The 20723-nt window shown below is 37.0% G+C and carries 16 protein-coding genes and 1 tRNA gene; 5 read left to right on the forward strand and 12 right to left on the reverse strand.

Annotated elements, in window-relative coordinates; translation table 11 throughout:
* Window position 1: 1 nt before the first annotated feature.
* On the reverse strand, window positions 2-2254 hold the full coding sequence (locus AC3FI7_RS02305; RefSeq protein ID WP_491461294.1) for a TonB-dependent siderophore receptor: 2253 nt from the start codon (window positions 2252-2254) through the stop codon (window positions 2-4).
* A gap of 173 nt (window positions 2255-2427) precedes the next feature.
* Entirely contained in the window at window positions 2428-2796 is a 369-nt protein-coding gene (locus AC3FI7_RS02310; RefSeq protein WP_491461295.1) for a hypothetical protein, read from the reverse strand.
* A 269-nt stretch (window positions 2797-3065) separates the two neighbouring features.
* Between AC3FI7_RS02310 and AC3FI7_RS02315 the strand changes: the two genes are divergently transcribed.
* Together AC3FI7_RS02315 and AC3FI7_RS02320 are read left to right on the forward strand one after the other, a co-directional pair.
* Window positions 3066-3791, forward strand: a complete 726-nt coding sequence (locus AC3FI7_RS02315) for a WG repeat-containing protein (RefSeq protein WP_491461296.1) — start codon at window positions 3066-3068, stop codon at window positions 3789-3791.
* 252 nt (window positions 3792-4043) lie between these two features.
* Window positions 4044-4115: transfer RNA gene (locus AC3FI7_RS02320), tRNA-Arg, on the forward strand.
* A 430-nt stretch (window positions 4116-4545) separates the two neighbouring features.
* Here AC3FI7_RS02320 and AC3FI7_RS02325 read toward each other — a convergent pair.
* The gene (locus tag AC3FI7_RS02325) at window positions 4546-5652 is read right to left on the reverse strand and encodes an epoxide hydrolase family protein (protein WP_491461297.1); all 1107 of its coding nucleotides are present in this window, start codon (window positions 5650-5652) and stop codon (window positions 4546-4548) included.
* 340 nt (window positions 5653-5992) lie between these two features.
* On the opposite strand from AC3FI7_RS02325, the gene AC3FI7_RS02330 reads away from it, so the two are divergent.
* Window positions 5993-6634: an NAD(P)-dependent oxidoreductase gene (locus AC3FI7_RS02330; protein WP_142722463.1), complete on the forward strand. Its 642-nt coding sequence runs from the start codon at window positions 5993-5995 to the stop codon at window positions 6632-6634.
* A gap of 319 nt (window positions 6635-6953) precedes the next feature.
* Here AC3FI7_RS02330 and AC3FI7_RS02335 read toward each other — a convergent pair whose 3' ends face one another.
* Together AC3FI7_RS02335 and uvrA are read right to left on the reverse strand one after the other, a co-directional pair.
* Complete coding sequence (locus AC3FI7_RS02335; protein ID WP_491461298.1) at window positions 6954-7721, reverse strand: methyltransferase domain-containing protein; 768 nt, start codon at window positions 7719-7721, stop codon at window positions 6954-6956.
* 82 nt (window positions 7722-7803) lie between these two features.
* Complete coding sequence (gene uvrA / locus AC3FI7_RS02340; protein WP_142722465.1) at window positions 7804-10596, reverse strand: excinuclease ABC subunit UvrA; 2793 nt, start codon at window positions 10594-10596, stop codon at window positions 7804-7806.
* Between the two features lie 641 nt (window positions 10597-11237).
* Between uvrA and AC3FI7_RS02345 the strand changes: the two genes are divergently transcribed.
* On the forward strand, window positions 11238-13049 hold the full coding sequence (locus AC3FI7_RS02345) for a TonB-dependent receptor plug domain-containing protein (protein ID WP_491461299.1): 1812 nt from the start codon (window positions 11238-11240) through the stop codon (window positions 13047-13049).
* Window positions 13050-13120: 71 nt separating this feature from the next.
* Complete coding sequence (locus AC3FI7_RS02350) at window positions 13121-13837, forward strand: DUF2490 domain-containing protein (protein WP_343658243.1); 717 nt, start codon at window positions 13121-13123, stop codon at window positions 13835-13837.
* On the opposite strand, the gene AC3FI7_RS02355 is transcribed toward AC3FI7_RS02350, so the two are convergent.
* The 7 genes from AC3FI7_RS02355 to AC3FI7_RS02385 all read right to left on the reverse strand — a co-directional run bounded on the left by AC3FI7_RS02355 (window position 13834) and on the right by AC3FI7_RS02385 (window position 20718).
* On the reverse strand, window positions 13834-15882 hold the full coding sequence (locus tag AC3FI7_RS02355) for a M48 family metallopeptidase (RefSeq protein WP_491461300.1): 2049 nt from the start codon (window positions 15880-15882) through the stop codon (window positions 13834-13836). The genes AC3FI7_RS02350 and AC3FI7_RS02355 overlap by 4 nt on opposite strands.
* 10 nt (window positions 15883-15892) lie before the next feature.
* Window positions 15893-16339 carry a phosphohydrolase gene (locus tag AC3FI7_RS02360; RefSeq protein ID WP_491461301.1) on the reverse strand — a complete coding sequence of 149 codons (447 nt, stop codon included), beginning with the start codon at window positions 16337-16339 and terminating at the stop codon, window positions 15893-15895.
* Window positions 16340-16418: 79 nt separating this feature from the next.
* Window positions 16419-16754 (reverse strand): YegP family protein, encoded by a 336-nt coding sequence (locus AC3FI7_RS02365; RefSeq protein ID WP_142722469.1) that lies wholly within the window; start codon window positions 16752-16754, stop codon window positions 16419-16421.
* A gap of 26 nt (window positions 16755-16780) precedes the next feature.
* Entirely contained in the window at window positions 16781-17095 is a 315-nt protein-coding gene (locus tag AC3FI7_RS02370; RefSeq protein ID WP_291898182.1) for a hypothetical protein, read from the reverse strand.
* A 152-nt stretch (window positions 17096-17247) separates the two neighbouring features.
* A complete protein-coding gene (locus AC3FI7_RS02375; protein WP_142722471.1) occupies window positions 17248-19023 on the reverse strand; it encodes an acyl-CoA dehydrogenase FadE in 1776 nt (591 codons plus the stop codon).
* Between the two features lie 118 nt (window positions 19024-19141).
* Window positions 19142-20320: a thiolase family protein gene (locus AC3FI7_RS02380; RefSeq protein ID WP_142722472.1), complete on the reverse strand. Its 1179-nt coding sequence runs from the start codon at window positions 20318-20320 to the stop codon at window positions 19142-19144.
* 44 nt (window positions 20321-20364) lie between these two features.
* Window positions 20365-20718: a four helix bundle protein gene (locus tag AC3FI7_RS02385; protein ID WP_291898180.1), complete on the reverse strand. Its 354-nt coding sequence runs from the start codon at window positions 20716-20718 to the stop codon at window positions 20365-20367.
* Window positions 20719-20723: the final 5 nt, after the last annotated feature.

Raw genomic sequence — 20723 nt, forward strand, 5'->3', positions numbered from 1 at the left:
TTTAAAATTTATAAGTAGCGGTTAGTAAATAATTTCTTGGAGTTCCCGGAAATAGCCTCAGATAATTCTGAGCTCCGATCCAATAGACTTTATTGGTAATATTATTCAGGTTAAAAGCAAGCTGAACCGTTTTTGCCGGGCTGTAATATAAGGCTGCATCTATTGTAGTATAGGCAGGAAGTTCAAAACTTCTTGTAAACCATGGAACTTTTGAACTCTGATAAAGCATTCCTGCCCCGATTCCAAAGTCTTTGATCACTTCGGTGTTTGAGAAATTGTAGCGGGTCCAGATATTGACCGAATTTTTAGAGGTATTTTCTTTTCTTTTTCCCACAAGATCAAGGTTGGAATCATCCAGTATTTTAGCGTCAATATAGCTGTATCCTCCGTAAATATGCCATCGAGGAAGGATATGTCCGGAAAATTCAGCCTCAAATCCACGGCTTCTGTCTGCCCCTCGCTGTATAAGTTCATCAGGTTCTGATGGATTATTGGCGTTGATGATGATATTTCTCTGGTTAATCTCATACACGGCCAGATTTAATGAAATTCTGCCAAAAATCTGTGCTTTGATACCCATTTCTTTAAGATCGGAAGTCAAAGGTTTAAACCTTGCAGCAGATCCTGTAAGACTGGAGGTATTGGGCATTAATGTTACCGTATTGGATTGCGGCTGATAACCGGTAAGGTAAGTTCCATAAAGGTTGATGTTATCGGTTATGCTGTAGGTAATCCCGAATCTGTACAGCAGTTTGTTGTTTTTAAAAGAAGATTCGTTGGTTTCCTTGAAATTGGTAGTATCCTGAAACCACTCCTGACGGATTCCTGATAATATTCTGAACTTTTTCCAGGTAAAAAGATGCTGGATATAAGCTGCATGAGTAGTGGTACGAGCGGAGGGTAAGGCGGTGATCACATTAAGCGTATTAAAATCAGGTCCCTGATAATTTTGTGCTCCGGGATTCAGATCAAACGGTGTGACATTAGGCTTTGGAATGATCGTTCCATTGTAATTGAGGGTCTGATAATCTGAAGCTTTTGCAGGATCGTAAGAGGATGCTACTGATCCGCTCTTTAAAAGAAAACCTCTTGCGGCATTTTGCAGTCCTCCTTTTCGTTTGTCCCAGATCTGCCCGTCATAGCCTATTAAAGCCTGATGCTGAACAGCTCCTGTTTTAAATTTAAAATTAAAATAGGCATTTATATTATCTGTTGCCCAGTTTTGTCTTCTCTGTACAAACTGCATCATGGCGAGACTGGAAACCGGTTTGTTGTCCATATCAGGAACAAAAGAATTGGTTGTTCTGTGCTCCTGAAGATTTTCTCTCCAGTATTGCTTCATATACGAGGCATTAAAACTAATCGATTGGTTAAAATGATGGGCAACACTTCCCATCAGAATAAGTTCTCTGGTTTTAAAAAAGTCATCAGGAGCTCCCAGGTTCAATGTTCTTGGAGTACTGTACAGATCTGTTTTTCCGGCTACAGCACCGAAAATAGGCTGCCCACGGTCCAGGTTTCCATAGAGATCATTGAAAATCATTTCTATATTCACAGAGGTCTTTTCATCGGGAATAAATGTCAGGGATGGCGAGATCAGAATACCGCTGTTTTTAACATGATCCCTGAATGAGTAAGCGTTCTGGTAAGCTCCGTTAAAACGGTAAAGCAAGGTTTTACTCTTATTCAAAGGACCTGTAAGATCTGTGGAGACACGGTAAGTATCAAAGCTGCCTCCTGATGAAGTGATCTCATGTCGGGAAACGGGCAATGGTTTTTTAGTCACCATATTAATCGTTCCTCCAGGATCCACACTTGACATGGTAATGCTTGCCGGACCTTTAAAAATTTCCACACGTTCTATATTGGAGGTCATCGGCTGTAGAAAATAGTATTGCCGGGTTCGCATACCGTTGATAATCTGGCCCTCCTCATTCTGGCTGATTCCACGGATATTGTACTGATTATAATAGCTGGAAGGAGAGACCCCGTTAACATTTTTCATTACATCTCCAAGCTGAAAGGCTTGTCGGTCGGTAATCAGTTCCTTGGTAACCGTATTGAGAGTTAAAGGCAGATCTTTATTTTTCATTGCAATCTTGGTGGCTGCAAAAGAGTAGACGGACGTATAATCTTTAGACTTTCTTCCGATAACCTCAACGGTTTGAACCACTGTAGATAAAGAATCTTCAGAACGGGACTGTGCATACAGAAATGACGATGCGGTGATGAAACTTAGACTGAAAAGTTTCACAGAATTTGGGGAAATACAATGAATTATTCCCGAATAATTAAAATTACTGGTAGTCATGAACAGGGAAGTAGGGGCAGTGAATTTGCCTATTAATAAAAGGATATCCTTACTAATTTGAAGACACAGGTATCCACGGAATTACAGTACAGACTAAAAAATCTGTAAACGAAATATTAGGGCAGCATAGAGTACGCTACCGCAGAAAATGTGGATGGGGGAGCTCTGGAGCTGAAAAAATCGAGAAGGCAACGATATGAAATGGCTTTCGGCTGTGGCATCTCGTTATCATTAGTAGTGTCGATAGCAAAATCCAGATTCAAAGTTTCAGGAAGAAGAACATTGGTCATATGCAGATGAAGTGCACACTGACATTCGTCGTCCTGAGAAAAGGTAGGAATTTTCTCTTCTTTTGAACCTTTTTTATAGATCACTTTACTTTTGGAGTGTCTGGCATGATCAAGACATGTCGTTATCCCGCTGACATTCGAAACAAATATCAGAAGTAAAGAAAAAACAAAAAAGACTCTGAGAAATTTTTGCATAATAGAAAAGCAAATGTACAATTTAATTTGATAAAAACAGAATCAGGAGCAAAAAGTAATATTTTTTTCAGTTTTAATATCCCATAAAAATGTAAACAAGTTCCCATATAAGCAGTTATTTCTTGCTGAATTATTTATACTTTTGATCTCTTAACGTATGAGTAAAGTTATGTTGATCTCACAATTTGCCGTTTTATAAATGTAATGATACTCGACTGCTTTATCATCAATAGCAGATAATAAAACTTAATATTTAATTTATAAAAGCAATGGATAATCCTTTAGAACTCTATCAGGCAATTTTTATATCTGAACAGCATAAAAACGCAATTTTTCAATACAAAGATGGAAAAGTATATACAGCTGATGAATATAATAATATAGTGGAACTTCCCGTATCAAAAATAATTGATCATTCACATGGTAAGGTTCGTTTTTACACCATTATAGACGGAAAAAAAAGATGGGGAGTAATGCAAATTACAGGATTACAGATTATACCACCCATATATGATTATATTTCTCCTTTGATAGATGAAAAATATTTTAAGGTTTTTATTGGAGACTATCTCTGGAGATTTGATGATGAATCACATGAACTTTTTGATCAATTTCTGTGTGATAGCAGCTCTTGGAATGGTGATCAATATAAAGGAAGATTGGGTAATGGGAAGTGGGGATTAATTAATACAAATAATCATATACTGGTTCCTGTAGAATATCAGTGGATTGATTTACTGGATGAAATGAGTGTGTGCTGTAATGTAGGAGATTCACCCATTATAAAATGGTATCATGGAGATGATAAAAAAGATATGCTTTCAATAGGAGGTGGATTGTGGAAAGTGATTTACTTAAGCAGGTCATGGAATATAGAGACTGAACTGGGAAACTACTTTGATGTGATAAGAAAATTTCCGGAAGAATATAAAAAGCATACAGGTCTTGATTACCATATTTTTTCATATGAATCGCAAAAGATTCATATGTTTTAATTTTAGTATTCTGTACAGTAAAATCTACATTGCTATTGACTTTACAGGATTTTACTCCTTCGTATATGATTCAGATCATATTCAATGATATAAACGCTCATTATATTTGAGCATTGAAAATTTCATATTTCTGACAAATTACAGTATGACCTCTCAGTGATTCGGGAGGTTTTTTTGTGGAAGATTTTAAATATCAGATTCTGTGATATAATATTCTTTTGGAGAATAATTTGTAATTTTATTATTCAATCAGGCCTCATAGTTCAATGGATAGAATAGAAGTTTCCTAAACTTTAGATCCAGGTTCGATTCCTGGTGGGGCTACAAATCGTGTTACAAGGAGGGTATATGGATAAAAGAATCTACCCTTTAGGGGTAGATCCAGTAGATAAATACATCTCATTTTTTTAATTAGACAACAATAAAAAGCACAGCCGACAATGCTGTGCTTAAATTTTTATTTCAAATTTAATTGCAATTTCAAGAGTAGTAAGAAAAGCAAATAAAGTTTCCACTTCGATGTTTATTACATAGTAAATGTAGTGATAATTTTAATACGAAATATGAATTAAATGTTAAAATTCGCAAGTTACCCACAAAAAAATGTGGATAACTTGTGGAGCCTTCTGAAATTACTGTTCAGAAAGATATTTTAAGACAAAATCATTCAGCGTTCTTTCCTCTTCACATGTCACTTTTTTATTCATATTTCCATCAATAGTCATATGATATTTCTTCATGAAAAACTATTTCATCAGACAGAATAAAAGAATGATCTCAGTTCATCTGCAAATATATGAGGTAATTCCAGGGCGGCAAAATGCCCTCCTTCATTCATTTTTTTAAAACTGGTCACATTTACAAACCGTTCTGCCCATTCTTTCGGAAACTGAGCTTCCCGCGGAAATACGAGCACTCCGGCCGGAACATTACTCTTTTGATGAACATGCGTTCCTCTCCATAAGGCAGCTGCATCTTCTTTGTACATTCTCGCAGAAGATCCTATCGTTTGAGTTACCCAGTAAATCATAATATTGGTGAGCATTTCATCTTTTCCGCCAAATGCAGTTTCAATGAGCTCCGGAGGAGCTCCGGCGTTTACAAAGCTTACGATCCAGCCTGCCAGCCCGACAGGGGAGTCGTTCAGACCGTAAGCGAGTGATTGAGGTTTGGTAGACTGTACCATAGCATAGGCGCCTTCACTATACCACCATTGCTGGACAAACTGAGCAAACTTTTTTTCTTCCTCACTCATTGTTGCGGGGTCTTCCTGGCCGGTAGGATATCCCACATCTGTAAGATGAACAGCTTCCATTAGTTCGGGATATTTTGAAGCCAGCGTCTTTACTACACCCATCCCTATATCTCCTCCGGCAGCACAGAATTTTTTATATCCAAGAACCTCAGTCATCAGTTTTTTCCACAGATCTGCCACTTTTTCACTGCTGACAGCTTTTTTATCTGAAAACCCAAATCCCGGAATGGAAGGTATAACCAGATCGAAGCTCTGTTCGCCCTCAGTAAGCAATGGAATGATCTTATGAAAGCGGTAATAGCTGTCCGGCCAGCCATGAGTAAGAATTAAAGGTTTGGGATTAATGCCTTTTCCTCTGATATACTGAAAGTGGATCAGAATTCCGTCAATATGGGTTGTATACTGAGGATGTTGATTCAGCTGCAGTTCACTCATCCGCCAGTCGTAGTCGTTTATCCAGTATTGGGTAAGTTCTTTCAGATAAATTTCGTTGGTGCCGTAATGCCAGCCGGCACCCTCAGGTTCGTCCGGCCAACGGGTGTTTTGTAAGCGGTTTTTCAGGTCGGTTATCACTGATTCAGGAATGTTAACAGTAAATGGTTCCATATTATTTTATTGTATTTGGTGTAATTGTGTCTGATGGAATATGCTGATAGTAAGAATGTTATCAAAGTTAAAAACTTTATCTTTTAAAAAGTGTTGTCAAAATCATAAATTTTTGAATTTTTAATGATGAAAAGATGTAACTTTAATTCATTAAAATCTCGTAATACATATTACTCTTATTCGGGGAGTATACTGATCCCTGAAATCTTAGGTTCAATCTTCTGAGCCCGATACATTTATTATATCATAGACAAAGCAAAAGCATAAGTCTTTTATCATTTTTATTATCAGCAGTATTTATAGCTGTTGAGGATTAATGTTTAATATTAAAAAATTCATTATGAATACTTATAAAATTGCCGTTATCGGCGGAACCGGAAAATCCGGAGAATATCTGGTGCGACATCTTCTGGAGAAGGGATATTCGCTAAAACTTTTAGTAAGATGTCCTGAAAATCAATCCTTTGAAAGTCAGCTAATTGAAGTTGTAAAAGGGGACGCCAGGGATGAAACAGCAATCTATAAATTGATTGAGGGGACCGATCTTGTAATAAGTACTTTAGGTCAGCCAAAAGGAGAGAAGTCTATATTCAGCGATGCTGCAAAAAATATTATCAGAGTAATGAACCATTTGGGTATAAGCCGTTATATTGTAACTACGGGCTTAAGTGTCAATACGCCATCTGACCAAAAGAATGAAAAGGTAAAGATGGCTACAGACTGGATGTATCAAAATTACCCTGAAACCACTGCAGATAAACAGAAAGAGTACGAACTCCTTCTGGAAAGTAATCTGGACTGGACTTTGGTAAGGTTACCATTAATCAATCTTACAGATGAAAATTTCGCAACGGAAGCAAACCTGACAGATTGTAAGGGGGAGAATATAAGTGCTGCAGATCTTGCCGGTTTTTTGGTTTCCCAGATTGAAAATTCAGATTATATACGGAAGAGTCCGTTTTTATATAATAAAGTTGTTTAAACCTTACAAAACCACCATAGTCAAAAAGTTGTCATTTTAAAACACTCAAGTAAGTTTAAAATGATGCCGCAGAAAAGTTCACCTAAGATGAAAATCAAAGATTTTCACAAAACTTAGGTGTGCTTATTACGCATAAGGTTTGGTTCTCAAAAAACTTAAGTGTTTAAAACTTTTGCGCCTTTTTGACTTCGTTGAATCTTCGATTTGTGGTTAAAATAATGAATATAAAAGTTTAAAAAATCTCAATCTGAAAATTAAAGAATGCTAAAAGATAAGCTGTCACAAAATAGTGACAGCTTATTTAACAGATAAAGATCTTTTATTTCTTATATCCATACATCAGAATACGCTTGAATGCATAAATGGCCGGATATTTTGTAAACCTTTGAGCTATACGGGATTTAAAATCGCGGATGAATTTTTCTTTCTGTTCTCCTTCCAGACGCTCCAGATAGGGTAATAGTGCTGTTCCGGAAATAAAGGCATATAAAGCTTCGTGATCATCTGCAATGATTGGATAAACTTTCTGAAAGATTTCTATATCCTGAATTCGGTTATCAAATAATATCTGTGCATAATCATCCATTGAAAGCACAGGAGAATTACGTTTAAAATGATTTAAATAAGAAACATAAGGTTCTTCATCCACCATCTGCATCAGTATCTGGTTAAGAACATTTTCATTCTGTACAGGCATCTGGATGGCTAACTGACCATTCTGTGAAAGTAATCCAATGATCTTTGGAAATAAAGTTTCGTGATCATCTGCCCACTGTAAAGCAGCATTACTGAAAACGAGATCCCATTTCTGGTCAGACTGGGCTGCTTCTTCAATGGACTGAAGCTTAAAATGCAGGTTTTCATTTTCATACTTCTTCGATTTTTCAAGCATTTCTGCTGATGAATCAATTCCTGTGAATGTAGAACCTGTCAGTTTCTCTGCCAGAATGGAGGTTTGTTCTCCGGTTCCACAGCCTAAGTCAATAGCTTTTATATTATTTTCAGGTTTAATTAATGCTGCCAAATCGTAAAAAGATTTGTAACGCACATCTTTGTACTGATCATATAATTCAGGATTCCAGGGCATAAAAATAATTTTTGTAATGGTTTAATAAAGATAAAGAAATCTCAATAAAAAATCGGCTGTTTTTAAAAACAGCCGATTCTACTTATTGTTCAAGCTTTTCTTTGATATATTTTGCCGTATAGGACTTTTTGTTTTTGGTCAGATCCTCAGGGGTTCCTGTAAAAACAACTTCTCCGCCATGTTTTCCTGCTTCAGGGCCGATGTCGATAATATAATCGGCACATTTGATGATGTCAGGCTGGTGCTCAATAACAATCACTGAGTGTCCAAGATCGATCAACGCCTGTAATGATTTCAATAACTTCTGAATATCATGGAAGTGAAGTCCTGTAGACGGCTCATCAAAGATAAATAAAGTTTTGTCTGTTGTTACCCCTTTTACTAGGAATGAAGCCAGCTTCACACGTTGTGCCTCACCACCGGAAAGGGTAGAAGAGCTTTGTCCCAACTGAAGATAGCCCAAACCTACTTCCTGAAGGGGTTTCAGTTTTGTTACAATTTTTTCTTCATTGTTATCTTTAAAGAATTCCAACGCTTCATCCACAGTCATATGAAGGATATCTGAGATGTTTTTCTCATCAAATTTCACTTCAAGGATCTCATTTTTGAACCGTGTCCCTTTACAAACTTCACATTCAAGTTCGATGTCTGCCATAAACTGCATGGAAACGTTGATCACACCTTCTCCTTTACACTCATCACATCGTCCGCCATCTACGTTGAAAGAAAAATGTTTAGGCTTATATCCCATCATTTTGGCTACTTTCTGTTTGGCAAAAAGATCTCTGATATCGTCGTAAGCTTTCAGGTAGGTTACAGGATTTGAACGGGATGATTTCCCAATCGGATTCTGATCAATCAGTTCAATATTCTTGATCAGTTTTTTTGGGAATTCTACAGAATCATAATCTCCTTTTTTACCACCCATTCCCAGCTGGATCTGAATATCATTGGTAAGAATCTCTTTCATCAAAGTAGATTTACCGCTTCCTGAAACTCCGGAAATTACGACAAGATTTTCCAAAGGAACATCTACATCGATATTTTTAAGATTATTCTGACGCGCTCCTTTGATGTGGATCCATTCTTTTGCTTTTCTGCGTTTTTCCGGAACTTCTATCTTCAGCCTTCCGGTAAGGTACTCTGAAGTAAGTGTGCTGGCTTTTTTCAGATCTTTATAGTCTCCGGCAAATACCAGCTCGCCACCAAGATAACCTGCTTCGGGACCAATATCAATAATATAATCTGCTGCCCTCATGACATCTTCGTCATGTTCTACCACAATAACAGTATTTCCGAGGTCGCGGAGATTTTTCAATACTTCAATAAGATTTTCAGTATCTTTGGAATGCAGTCCGATGGAAGGTTCATCCAGGATATAAATAGAACCTACCAATGAACTTCCCAAGCTTGTTGCCAGGTTGATTCTCTGGCTTTCCCCTCCCGAAAGAGTGTTGGAAGTCCTGTTTAAGGTTAAATATCCTAATCCTACCTTTAATAAAAATTCCAAACGGGTAGTGATTTCATATAATAATCGTTTTGCAACCTCTTTATCGTGCTCAGAAAGCTTTAATCCATTAATCAGCGGAGCGAGTTCGTCCAGAGGAAGTTCAATCATCGACTGGATATTATGCCCGTCTACTTTCACCCAGCTTGTTTCTTCACGAAGTCTTAATCCTTCGCATGTTGGGCAAAGAGTTTTTCCTCTGTAGCGGGAAAGCATTACTCTGTACTGGATTTTATAGAGGTTTTCCTCAAGCATTTTGAAGAAATTATTGATGCAGGGGAAATTACTCCTTCCATCACCTTTCCAAAGGAAGTTTTTCTGTTCTTTTGTTAACTGATGGTAAGGTTTATGGATAGGGAAGTCACCCGCTTTTTTGATGAAATCTTTTTTCCATTCACTCATGGTTTCCCCCCTCCAGCAGACAACCGCATCTTCGTAGATGGACAGGGTTTTGTTGGGAACGACAAGATCTTCATCAATTCCGATTACCTTTCCGTATCCTTCACATGCAGGGCATGCTCCATAAGGGTTATTAAAGCTGAAAAAATGGACGTTCGGTTCAAGAAATTCCATTCCGTCCAGCTCGAACTTATTGGAGAATTCTTTCACCTTTCCGGTATCCGTATTCTTTAAAGAGCAATAGCCGCGTCCTTCGTAGAATGCCATTTGAATAGAATCTGCAAGTCTCTGTAAAAAGCTCTCATCTTCTTCATACGAGAAACGGTCGATTACAAGATTGATGGTCATTCCTTTTTCAGGTGTAAAACCAAAACTTTCCAGATCTTCAATGCCTGCTACATTTCCATTGATTTCAAGTCTTGTGAAACCTGCCAATTTTAAAACGTTTAAAGTCTCTTTAAAATTATCGGTATCATATTCCAATGGCGCTGTGAGCAGGAAAGAACTGTCTTTTTTGGATGCTTTGATAAAATCTACCACATCCGAAACCGAATCTTTTTTGACTTCTTCCCCGGAAACAGGAGAAAAAGTTTTCCCAATCCTTGCAAACAAAAGCTTCATATAATCATAGATCTCTGTAGATGTTCCTACGGTAGATCGTGGATTGGATGAAATGACTTTTTGCTGAATCGCAATAGACGGAGCAAGTCCTTTGATATCGTCTACTTTTGGCTTTTCCAGTTTTCCCAAAAACTGACGGGCATAGGAACTTAAGCTTTCCACATATCTTCTCTGTCCTTCAGCGTAAATAGTATCAAAAGCCAAAGAAGATTTACCGCTTCCTGAAACCCCTGTAATAACAATAAGTTTGTTCTTCGGAATCAGGACGTCTATATGTTTCAGATTGTTAAGATGGGCATTCTTAACGAAAATCTGTTTCTTTATGTCTATTTCTGTTGTGTTAGCCATATTTTGTTTATTCATAAAAGTAACTGTAGAGCCATAAAGCCTGCAGTATAATGGTGTTTTGCCTCAGAATATTCCAGGGCTGTCATCAATTGAACCATTCAATATATTCCTGAATTCTCCTGCCCTTTTATTGCAGCATTTTTTTTAGAATGCTGTTAAAAAATACAGTTGAAAAAGAATGTTTTCATCGTAAAATTAAGACCCACAAAATTACGAATTTTTAGTGAAAATCTGATGAATATCTTAATGTTAAAAATTCTTTAGTGAATGTTAAATTACATCGGTAAATTCAAAATTTTACCTTCAATAAATACGAAAAAGAAGCCTGTTTTGTTGACTTATTTTTATTTTTATGGTTTATTTTACAGGATTTTACTTAATTTTTTTAATATGTTGTGTTTTTTTATTTAACTATTGTTTTATATTATAAAATTATTTAAAATTGTACCTGTAAATATGTAATATAGAAATGAGAAAATTATTCAGAGATCTAGTTACACATTTAATGAGAAAAAGATAGAAATTACTCCCTCACACAGATGCAGCTTAATGTTGCATCTTTTTTTATGACAACTATCATTTGCCTGTCTTGGTGAACTCCCTTACTTTTGGACTCTGTTAAAAAAACTACGGAAACAATTATGATCAAAAAGATAGGAAGTGCTTTTTTTCTGGGATCTTTACTTTGGATACATGCACAGGAAAAGACAACGGATATTGAAAGCATTGAATTTCAGGGGAAATTTATCTCTACACCTTATAAAAGTGCCAATCAGAATATCAGTGTCGTTACCAGAGAAGATATTATCAATTCTCCGGCTAAAAGCATTGATGAAATTCTTCAGCAGGTACCGGGAATGGATATCAGAAGGAGAGGAGCTAATGGGGTGCAGAGTGATATCAGTTTCAGGGGAAGTTCTTTTGAGCAGGTTCTTCTGCTTCTGAACGGAATCCGGATGAATGACTCCCAGACCGGACATAATAATATGAATATCCCTGTAGATCTGGATGATGTAGAAAGAATAGAAATCATAAAAGGACCGGCTGCGAGACGTTTCGGGCAAAATGCCTATGCTGGTGTTATCAATATCATTACGAAAGCTGCCCCCGGGAAAAAAGTGAAGATCAGTGCAGATGGAGGAGACTACAGTACTTATGGCCTTGGATTCAATGCGCAGATTGGAAATGACAGGTTTACCAGTTCTCTTCAGGCCAATTCAGCGTCTTCAGAAGGTTATATGTTCAATACCGATTATGAGATCAGAAATGTATTTTACCAGGGAAAACTGAATATTAAAAACGGAGATTTAAGAGTACAAGCAGGCTTTTCGGAAAAGAAATTCGGAGCCAATGGTTTTTATGCTTCCAAAGACGCTACAAAACAGTATGAGGAAACTCAGGCTTCTATTGTAAGCGTAGCTCACCAGCAGACTTTCGGTAACCTTAAACTTAACTCTAATATATATTGGAGAAGAGGACAGGACATGTACCTTTATGACAGATGGAATCCCGGATTATACAGAAATATGCATATCGGAAATAATGTAGGTGGAGAAGTGAATTCCAGCTACCAATGGGGATTGGGGACAACCGGAATAGGAGTTGAACTTAGAAAAGAGCTTCTGGCGAGCAGCAATTTAGGGGATAGAAACCGTTTTGTTTCCCAGGTTTTCTTTGAGCATCATTTTTCATTACTGGATAAAAAGCTGAACATCAGTCCGGGGGTTTCCTGGGCTAATTATTCTAAGGAAGGAAATTTCTTTTATCCGGGGCTTGATGTAGGATACAACTTTAACCCTAATCATAAAGTGTATGGAAATATCGCAAAAGTACACCGTATTCCTACTTTTACAGATTTGTACTATATGAGCAAAACGGAACAGGGAAATCCTGATTTACATCCGGAAAATGCAGTGTCTTCAGAAATTGGATACCAGTACCAGAATCGTAAGATCTTAGCCAAAGTAAGCGGGTTCCTGAGAAACTCCAGCAATTCTATTGACTGGGTAAAAAAAGACCTGAATGATAAAATATGGTTGGCAGAAAATGTAGGAGACATCAGAACCAGAGGAGTAGAGATGGAGTGGAGCCACAGACCTGCTGAGTGGGTAAAATATACGTTGGGGTATACCTACCTGGATAGTAAATTCCAACAGTCCAATGGCTTGGTTTCAAGATATATACTGGATAATCTGAAGCATCAGCTGGTTTCTAAGTTAGAATTAAAATTCCTGAAAAGCTTCACGAATGAGCTGGTATACAGGTATAATGAAAGGGTAAATCTAGGCAGCTATAATCTGCTTGATGAAAAATTGAGTTTTGCCAAAAAAGATTACTCTGTGTATGTGCTGATTAACAATATTACGAATACACAATACACAGAAGCTTTTGGAGTAGCAATGCCGCAAAGGTGGTTCCACATTGGATTTTCTTATACAATTAATATTAAGTAGATGTTAATTTGATATGAATAAAAGTTAATATTAACAAATTGTTAAAAAATTTACATTTGCAAAAATTTTTTATGAAACGTCTTATAGGCCTAGGTTTATTACTTGGAATATCTTTTTTTAAAGCACAGGAACACGTTTCCAGCTTCAATGCAGTAACCCTGACCTATAAGTTTCATCCGAAGTTTTTCCTCTATGCTGAAGGTCAGATGCGTGGCAACGAAGATTATACCTATCCGGATTATTACGAAATAAAAGGTGGATTAGGATACAATCTCACCAAGAACCACAAGCCTTTTGTGGGACTGGGAAGATATGTCAATTATAAAGATCATAGTTTAAGCAGAGAAGAATTCAGGGTGTGGCTTCAGGATGTCATTGATCTTAAAAAAGGCATCGTGAAATTTGAAAACCGTTTTCGTGCCGAAAAAAGCTGGTTTTATGAGCCTAAAACAGATCAGACCTCCCAGAGAATGCGTTACAGATACCGTCTGAACGTGAGTGTTCCCTTAAATGCCAAAACCATTAAGAAAGGAACTGTTTTTGCCAATGCGTATGATGAGATTTTCTTTGTTTCCCCGATGAAGCCTACTTTCGCCAGAAACAGAGTCTATGGCGGTTTCGGCTATCAGATTGATGACTATTTTGGTATTGTAAGCGGATATCTGTGGCAGCGTGAATTTGAAGCAAAAGGAAACAGAAATTTGCATTTTATTTACCTTGCGTTAAACATTAACATCGACGGAACAGAACATCATACGAAGACTTACGATTTCCCGGGGGCGGATTAATTTCTGCTTAATTCTGCCTGGAAATTTAGCAGGTTCAGTTTAGCATTAAGATAATGATCATTCAGTAATGCCTGGTACTTTTCAATTACTAATGAGATTGCATTTACTTCATGTTCAAGGTATTTGTCTTTATTAAAATAGATATACTCAGACTTTACAAATTCCTGTAAAAGAATTTTATCCTCAATGGTTAAAGCTTCTTTATACGCTGAATTTTCAATCAGCTCTTTGGTCTTTTGTTTAAAAGTTTCCTCTGCTTTCAAAAGCTTGGCTCTGTGTTTGCGGATTTCCTCAAAAGGCAAAGTGACCGCCATGAATTGCAGATATATGGTAAATTCATTAAGGCTTTTCTGAAAATCATCAAATTCTCTATCTATTACTGCGAAGTTTTTATACCTGTTAAGAAGATCTTTCTTGATATTTTCATCAGAAATATGATAATAATGCCGGAAAATTGCTTTATCATTTTCCAGAAGTTCTTCTTTTACTCTCTTTAATTCATTTTCCAGATCAGGAATAAGGTTTGCTGCCTCTTTCGCTTTATATAAACTGCCATCAAACCTGAATGTTTTTATTTCTTTCGGATAGGAAGCCAGATATTGCAGGGTCCGGATGTCATTCTCTATTCCTGATTTTTCGTAGACTAAAGATATTTTTTTGTCACTGAAAAGATCAGCATCATCATGAGAAGAAGCGTCGGAAATGACAGATTCAATATTTTCTATAACAGGGTTGTGCCTTTCGTAATAACCATTGAAATTTGAACTAAAGGTCTGATAGATGTTATTATCCAGGTAAAGCCTGATGAAAGTCTCATCCTCTATGACTTCACCTACATTTTTTACTGTGCGTAAAGTCAGATATTTTGAGGTCATGATTTCGCAGATTTTATCAAATCCGCTGATTATTTCTCTTGCATACCTGTGATCTGCTGCTGTATTTCTGGTTTTGTTTGTTTTAATTCTTTCAATTCTTTTTAAAATATCAGGGTGCGATGTCCACTGGTCTTCAATTTCAATTCTGGATTTATTATAGCGGTTAAGATCTTCAGCATCTATTTTCGGAAGCCCATTTACATACGGGTGGTTATTCCTTTCTGATAAAATTTTCATTAAGGAAATCTGGTTCTTATACAGATCTTTTGGGAGGTATTTCTGATTACTTTCAACGTAAAAATTAAAAGAATGATTAAATGCCAAATCACTTAATTCCAGTCTTAACAATGATGAAGCCTGTTCCTCAGCATTGGTAATATAGGTTGAAATAGCATCTGCATGGTATTCCATCTCTCTTTGCAGAGATGCATGATTTTTGAACAGGAAATTGGACATACTTTTAAGAACAGATTGAAATGCATTAATGAAACTGACTGAAATCAGGCCAAAAATTTTAAAAATAGCATTCCCTCCCGAAAATTCCATGATAAAGTTTTCGTAGTCTTTATTATTGTAAACCGTTTCAAAAATTATTTTTTCAGCCTGGTTCACATAACCGCCGACCTTCATGCTTTTCTGAGAGAAATGCCCGAATTCGTGAGCCAGAATTGTCCGCAATTCTCCTACGCTTGTAGTATTGATTAACCCAACGCCAATCGTTAGATTTTTCTTAACAGGCAGAAACATGCTCCAGAAAATAGAATTATAGCTTACACTGGCATTTACATCCGGAGAAAGAAAAACTTTTTGTGGAGCCTTCACTTTTGTTTCAGCTACAATTTCGTCAATGATAGCAAACAGTTCAGGCTGGTGAGATCTGTTAACTTCCAGCAGATGGCGTGTACTGTAATGGTTTTTTCTGAAAATAAATTTGACAAGAAATATAAAAACAAAAATTCCTACACTCAACAGTCCTGCAGCTCCCAAAACTGTAAAATAATTGACAGAAACACTCAGCATTTTTATGGCTCCATATCCTAATAAGAATATCATGAGCAAAGAGGCGAGTATAAGTACCAGATAGATCAGGAAAAAAACTGAAATAGATACAATAGCAGAAATCAGCTTGGATTGATAAGCTGATGAAATTTTGGGTAGGTTATTAGTCATGTGTTTTTTATTAATATTTCTCTATCAGATAACGATAGGCTTTCAAATATTTATTGAATCTTTTAATATCCTTAGGCGTAAGTTCTCTGTTTACTCTTCTGAGGTCCATGTTGTCACGCAGGTCATTCAGTTTTACGGCAACAGATAGGAGGGATCTTTCAGTTCTTTTGATAAATTCGTCATAATCTTCTTCAGGATCAAGTTTCGTAAGGCAGCTGATGGCGAAAATAATATATTCAGGAAACCCTTCAGATCTTAAATAATCAAGACTAAACTCCTGTGGATGATCTTCCACAACATCGTGCAGTACCCCAACGATCTTTTCGTCCAGTGTTTTACCGTAATTCATCACACGCATTACGTGGGAAATGTATGGAGCATGGTATTTATCGGTTTGTCCTTTATGAGCCTTATCGGCAATTTTGATTGCTTTATTCAGTAATTCTTCTTTTGTCATTTCTAATGAAAAATAGAGTACAAAAATAAAAAATGCCTTAAAAAGTAAGGCATTTTTATTGAGAATATTTCAGATGATTTTATAAGTTTGTTTCATCCTCTATATGGGCATGCGGAGCATTGTTTTTTACGGATTCTATTCCATTTTCCATACCGTTATCAGATTCATACATTTGACTTGTTCCTATGATCTGTCCGTTACCTGCTTTAAGGTTAAAATAGCATCTGCCATCCTTAGCTGTATTTCTTTCGAATTTTGAATCTTCCTGTGAATTGATTTTTACAGATCCGATTCCATTTTCGCAGGAGGGTTTTGTGCTGTATCCCTGGCTCGTTAAAATAACCTGGCCGTTTCCTGCTTTGAGGTTGAACTGAAAGTCTCCGTTTGTTCTTTTAGAGATAATAAATTTTCCCATGATAATAGTTTTAATTTGATGTTGTGTTATTTTGATGGTATTGTTTTTTGGGGATTCACCTGGAGTTTGTCAGGCGTGATGGCATTTAAGATCTTATATTGTAAATAATCCTTTGAAGGTTCCTTTAAGGCCAGATAGAGGGTAGAGTCCTTTGGTGAAATTGTCAGTATCTTATACAGTTCTTTCCGTGGTTGATCCGATTTCAATGAAAAGTATCCCGGCAGTTTTCCATTCTTTACAATGTTAATGGTATCTGATTTGGGAACAGGAATTAGCTTTTCCTTTTGTTGGGCTGTAAGAGCCGCTGAAATAAAGAAAAGGGGAAATAATAATATTTTCATGTGTTAATTAATTTAAAATAAAAATAATAAATTTTTCTGAATAATGTCAGGAGATGGCGGAAAATTCAATGGTGGTAATAATAATTGAGGGTAAAAAACAAAAACACCTCAAAGAAATGAGGTGTTTTGAATCAAATTTATGTTATTAAAGACTAATAAGCTCCTTTTTCAATATAATGAGCTGCCACTTTTTCAGTAAGCGCTACTACATTTGGATGGTTGGTATATTTGGTAAATCTTCTTAATCCTGAAAGCATCATTCTCTGCTCATCCCCTTCAGCAAAAGAAACGATTCCTTCTTTAGCAGCGGTGATGATTTTCTCAACAGCTTTGTAAAGGTTAAGCTGAGCCATTGCTGCTTCCACAGAATCAGGAGAGAAGTGTTTCTCTGCTCTTAATACAGCAGATTCTGCCATATAGATCTGATTCAGGATTTCAGATGCATTCAGTAATAAATGCTGTTGTTTCTCAATGTCCATCATGTATTTCTGAAGAGCTGCTCCGGAAACCATTAAGAACACTTTCTTAAGGTTAGCGATAATCGCTTTTTCTTCGCTCATGAATTCTGAATAATCAGGAACTTCAAATGAAGGGATACCCATCAGTTCTTTACTGATTGCCATTGCAGGAGATAAAAGATCCAATTCACCTTTCATTGCTCTCTTGATAAGCATTCCTACTGCTAATAATCTGTTGATTTCGTTGGTACCTTCATAGATTCTTGAAATTCTTGAATCTCTCCAGGCTGCTTCCATAGGGGTATCTTCAGAGAATCCCATTCCTCCGTATACCTGGATTCCTTCATCTGCAGTATGCTGAGCAAGGTCAGAAACGAATACTTTAAGGATCGAACATTCTACAGCAAATTCTTCAACTCCTTTCAATTCTGCTTCCTGGTGGCTTAATCCGCCTGCTACCAGCTCGTCAATTTTATCCTGAATATTTTTTGCCGCTCTGTAAGAACCTGCCTCACTTACGAACACTCCGGTTGCCATTTCAGCCAATTTTTTTCTGATGGCTCCGAAAGTAGAGATGGATACCCCAAACTGCTTTCTTTCGTTAGAGTACTGGATAGAGTGGTTTAAGATTCTTCTCTGAGCATCAAGGCATGCTGCAGCCAATTTGATACGGCCTACGTTCAGGGCATTTAATGCGATTTTAAAACCATTGTTTCTTTCACCCAAAAGATTTTCTACAGGAATTTTCATATCATTGAAGAAAACCTGACGGGTAGAAGATGCACGGATACCCAATTTGTGCTCTTCTTCACCGAAAGTTAAGCTTCCGGGGTTTTCAAGCTCAGATCTGTTGATTACGAATCCTGTGATATTTTTATCATCATCAATTTTAGCGAATAATGTAAATGTATCTGCAAATCCTGCATTGGAGATCCACATTTTCTGTCCATTGATGATATAATGTTTTCCGTCTTCGGAAAGTTTTGCTCTTGTTTTTCCTGAGTTGGCATCAGAACCGGCATCCGGCTCTGTCAGACAGTAAGCTCCGAATTTGGTCCCGGTTGCTAAATCCGGAAGATATTTCTTCTTCTGCTCTTCAGTTCCATAAAGAACGATAGGAAGGGTGCCTATTCCTGTATGTGCCCCGTAAGCAGTTGCCAGTGAACCTGTTGTTCCGGAAAGGTAGTCGCACGCTAGCATTGTGGTCACGAATCCCATTCCAAGACCTCCGTACTCTTCAGGAACTGCAATTCCCAACATGCCCATTTCACCAAGCTTACGCATTGTTTCTTCCGTGAATGCGTAGTCTTTCTTTTCAAAACGTTCTCTTTGAGGAACTACCTCTCTGTCGATAAATTCTTTTGCAGAATCACGAAGCATCTTTTGCTCCTCATTCAGTTCTTCAATACTGAAAATTTCATTTGCTGGAATTTGTTTGATCAGGAATTCCCCGCCTTTTAATGTAGCCATATCTGTTTTTTTTATTTTTTGTAAAAAGTATAATGTAAAATGTACATTGTACTTTTTTATGAAATTATTATTATGTAAGATTTAATACTTTATACATTGTACAACGGACATTATACAATTATAAAAGTTCAAAAATAGAAGCCGCTCCCTGTCCGGTTCCTACACACATAGAAACCATTCCGTATTTGTTACCGCGTCTTTTCATTTCATCAAGAAGCTGGACTGTCAGTTTTGTTCCTGTACATCCCAGTGGGTGACCAAGAGCAATAGCTCCTCCGTTTACATTTAAGATATCTGGATTTAAGCCCAATTCTTTTTTGATAGCAACCGATTGAGATGCGAATGCTTCATTAAGCTCGATCAGTTCTATATCTTTTAATTCTAAGCCTGCCTGTTTCAACGCTTTTGGAATAGCATAAATTGGTCCCATACCCATGATTCTTGGCTCAAGACCTGCAGCTGCATAGGCTACTAATCTTGCTTCCGGTTCAAGGCCTAATTCTTTTACCATTTCTTCACTCATTACCATTACGAAAGCAGCTCCGTCGCTCATCTGAGAAGAGTTTCCGGCAGTTACACTTCCTCCGTTGGCAAATACAGGTCTTAATTTTGCCAAACCTGCTAAAGAAGTATCAGCTCTTGGGCCTTCATCCACTGAAAAATCAAATTTTTTACTCTGAAGTTTCTGATTTTCGTCAAGGAAATTATATTCTACAGGAATCGGAACAATCTGGTTGGCAAATTTTCCTTCCTGATTGGCTTTTAAAGCTTTCATGTGAGACTCAAATGCAAACTGATCCTGCTCTTCTCTTGTAATGTTATACTGTTTTGCTACTTCTTCAGCAGTATAACCCATTCCCCAGTAGTAATCAGGGTTTGTTTTTGCGATATCTGTTTCAGGAACCGGCTTATAACCTCCCATCGGAATATATGACATAGATTCAGTACCACCTGCGATGATACAATCCGCCATGCCAGCCTGAATTTTTGCAGAAGCAATGGCAATCGCCTCACTTCCTGAAGCACAGTATCTGTTTACGGTAACTCCCGGAACTTTATCGGTATTTAATCCCATCAGAGAGATCAGACGTGCAACATTCAGCCCTTGTTCAGCTTCAGGCATTGCATTTCCTACGATAAGGTCATCAATTCTGTTTTTATCTAATTGCGGAAGCTCAGCCATTAATTTTTCAATAACGGTAGCCGCCATGACATCAGGACGTGTAAAACGCAGAGAACCTTTTGGCGCTTTTCCTACTGCTGTTCTGAATCCTTTTACTATGTATGCTGTTTTCATTTATGTAAAATGTATTATGTACAATGTAAAATGTACAGTGTACGTTATTTTGAATAATTTTGTTTTAATTTGATTATCATGTTTTGAACATGTTTAATTTCGGATATGAGTAAATCAAAATCATCTTTTTTAATGAATTCCAAATCATGAGCAATAATGATCTGGGTTTCAAATTCAAATGAAGATCCCAATGCAATGTTTAAGAACTGACAAAACTGAGGATTGGTATCTCTTCCGGCTCCTTCAGCAATATTTGAGGGAATTGAATAAAGACTCCTTCTTGACTGCGAAGTCAATCCGAATAATTCATCCTTTGGAAAGTCTTTAGAAATAATATAATAATGCTTACAAAGCAAAATTGACTTCTTCCAAACTTCCAACTCCCTGAAATTATGCATGTCAA

The sequence above is a fragment of the Chryseobacterium sp. TQ-BC-N36 genome, assembly GCF_058382295.1.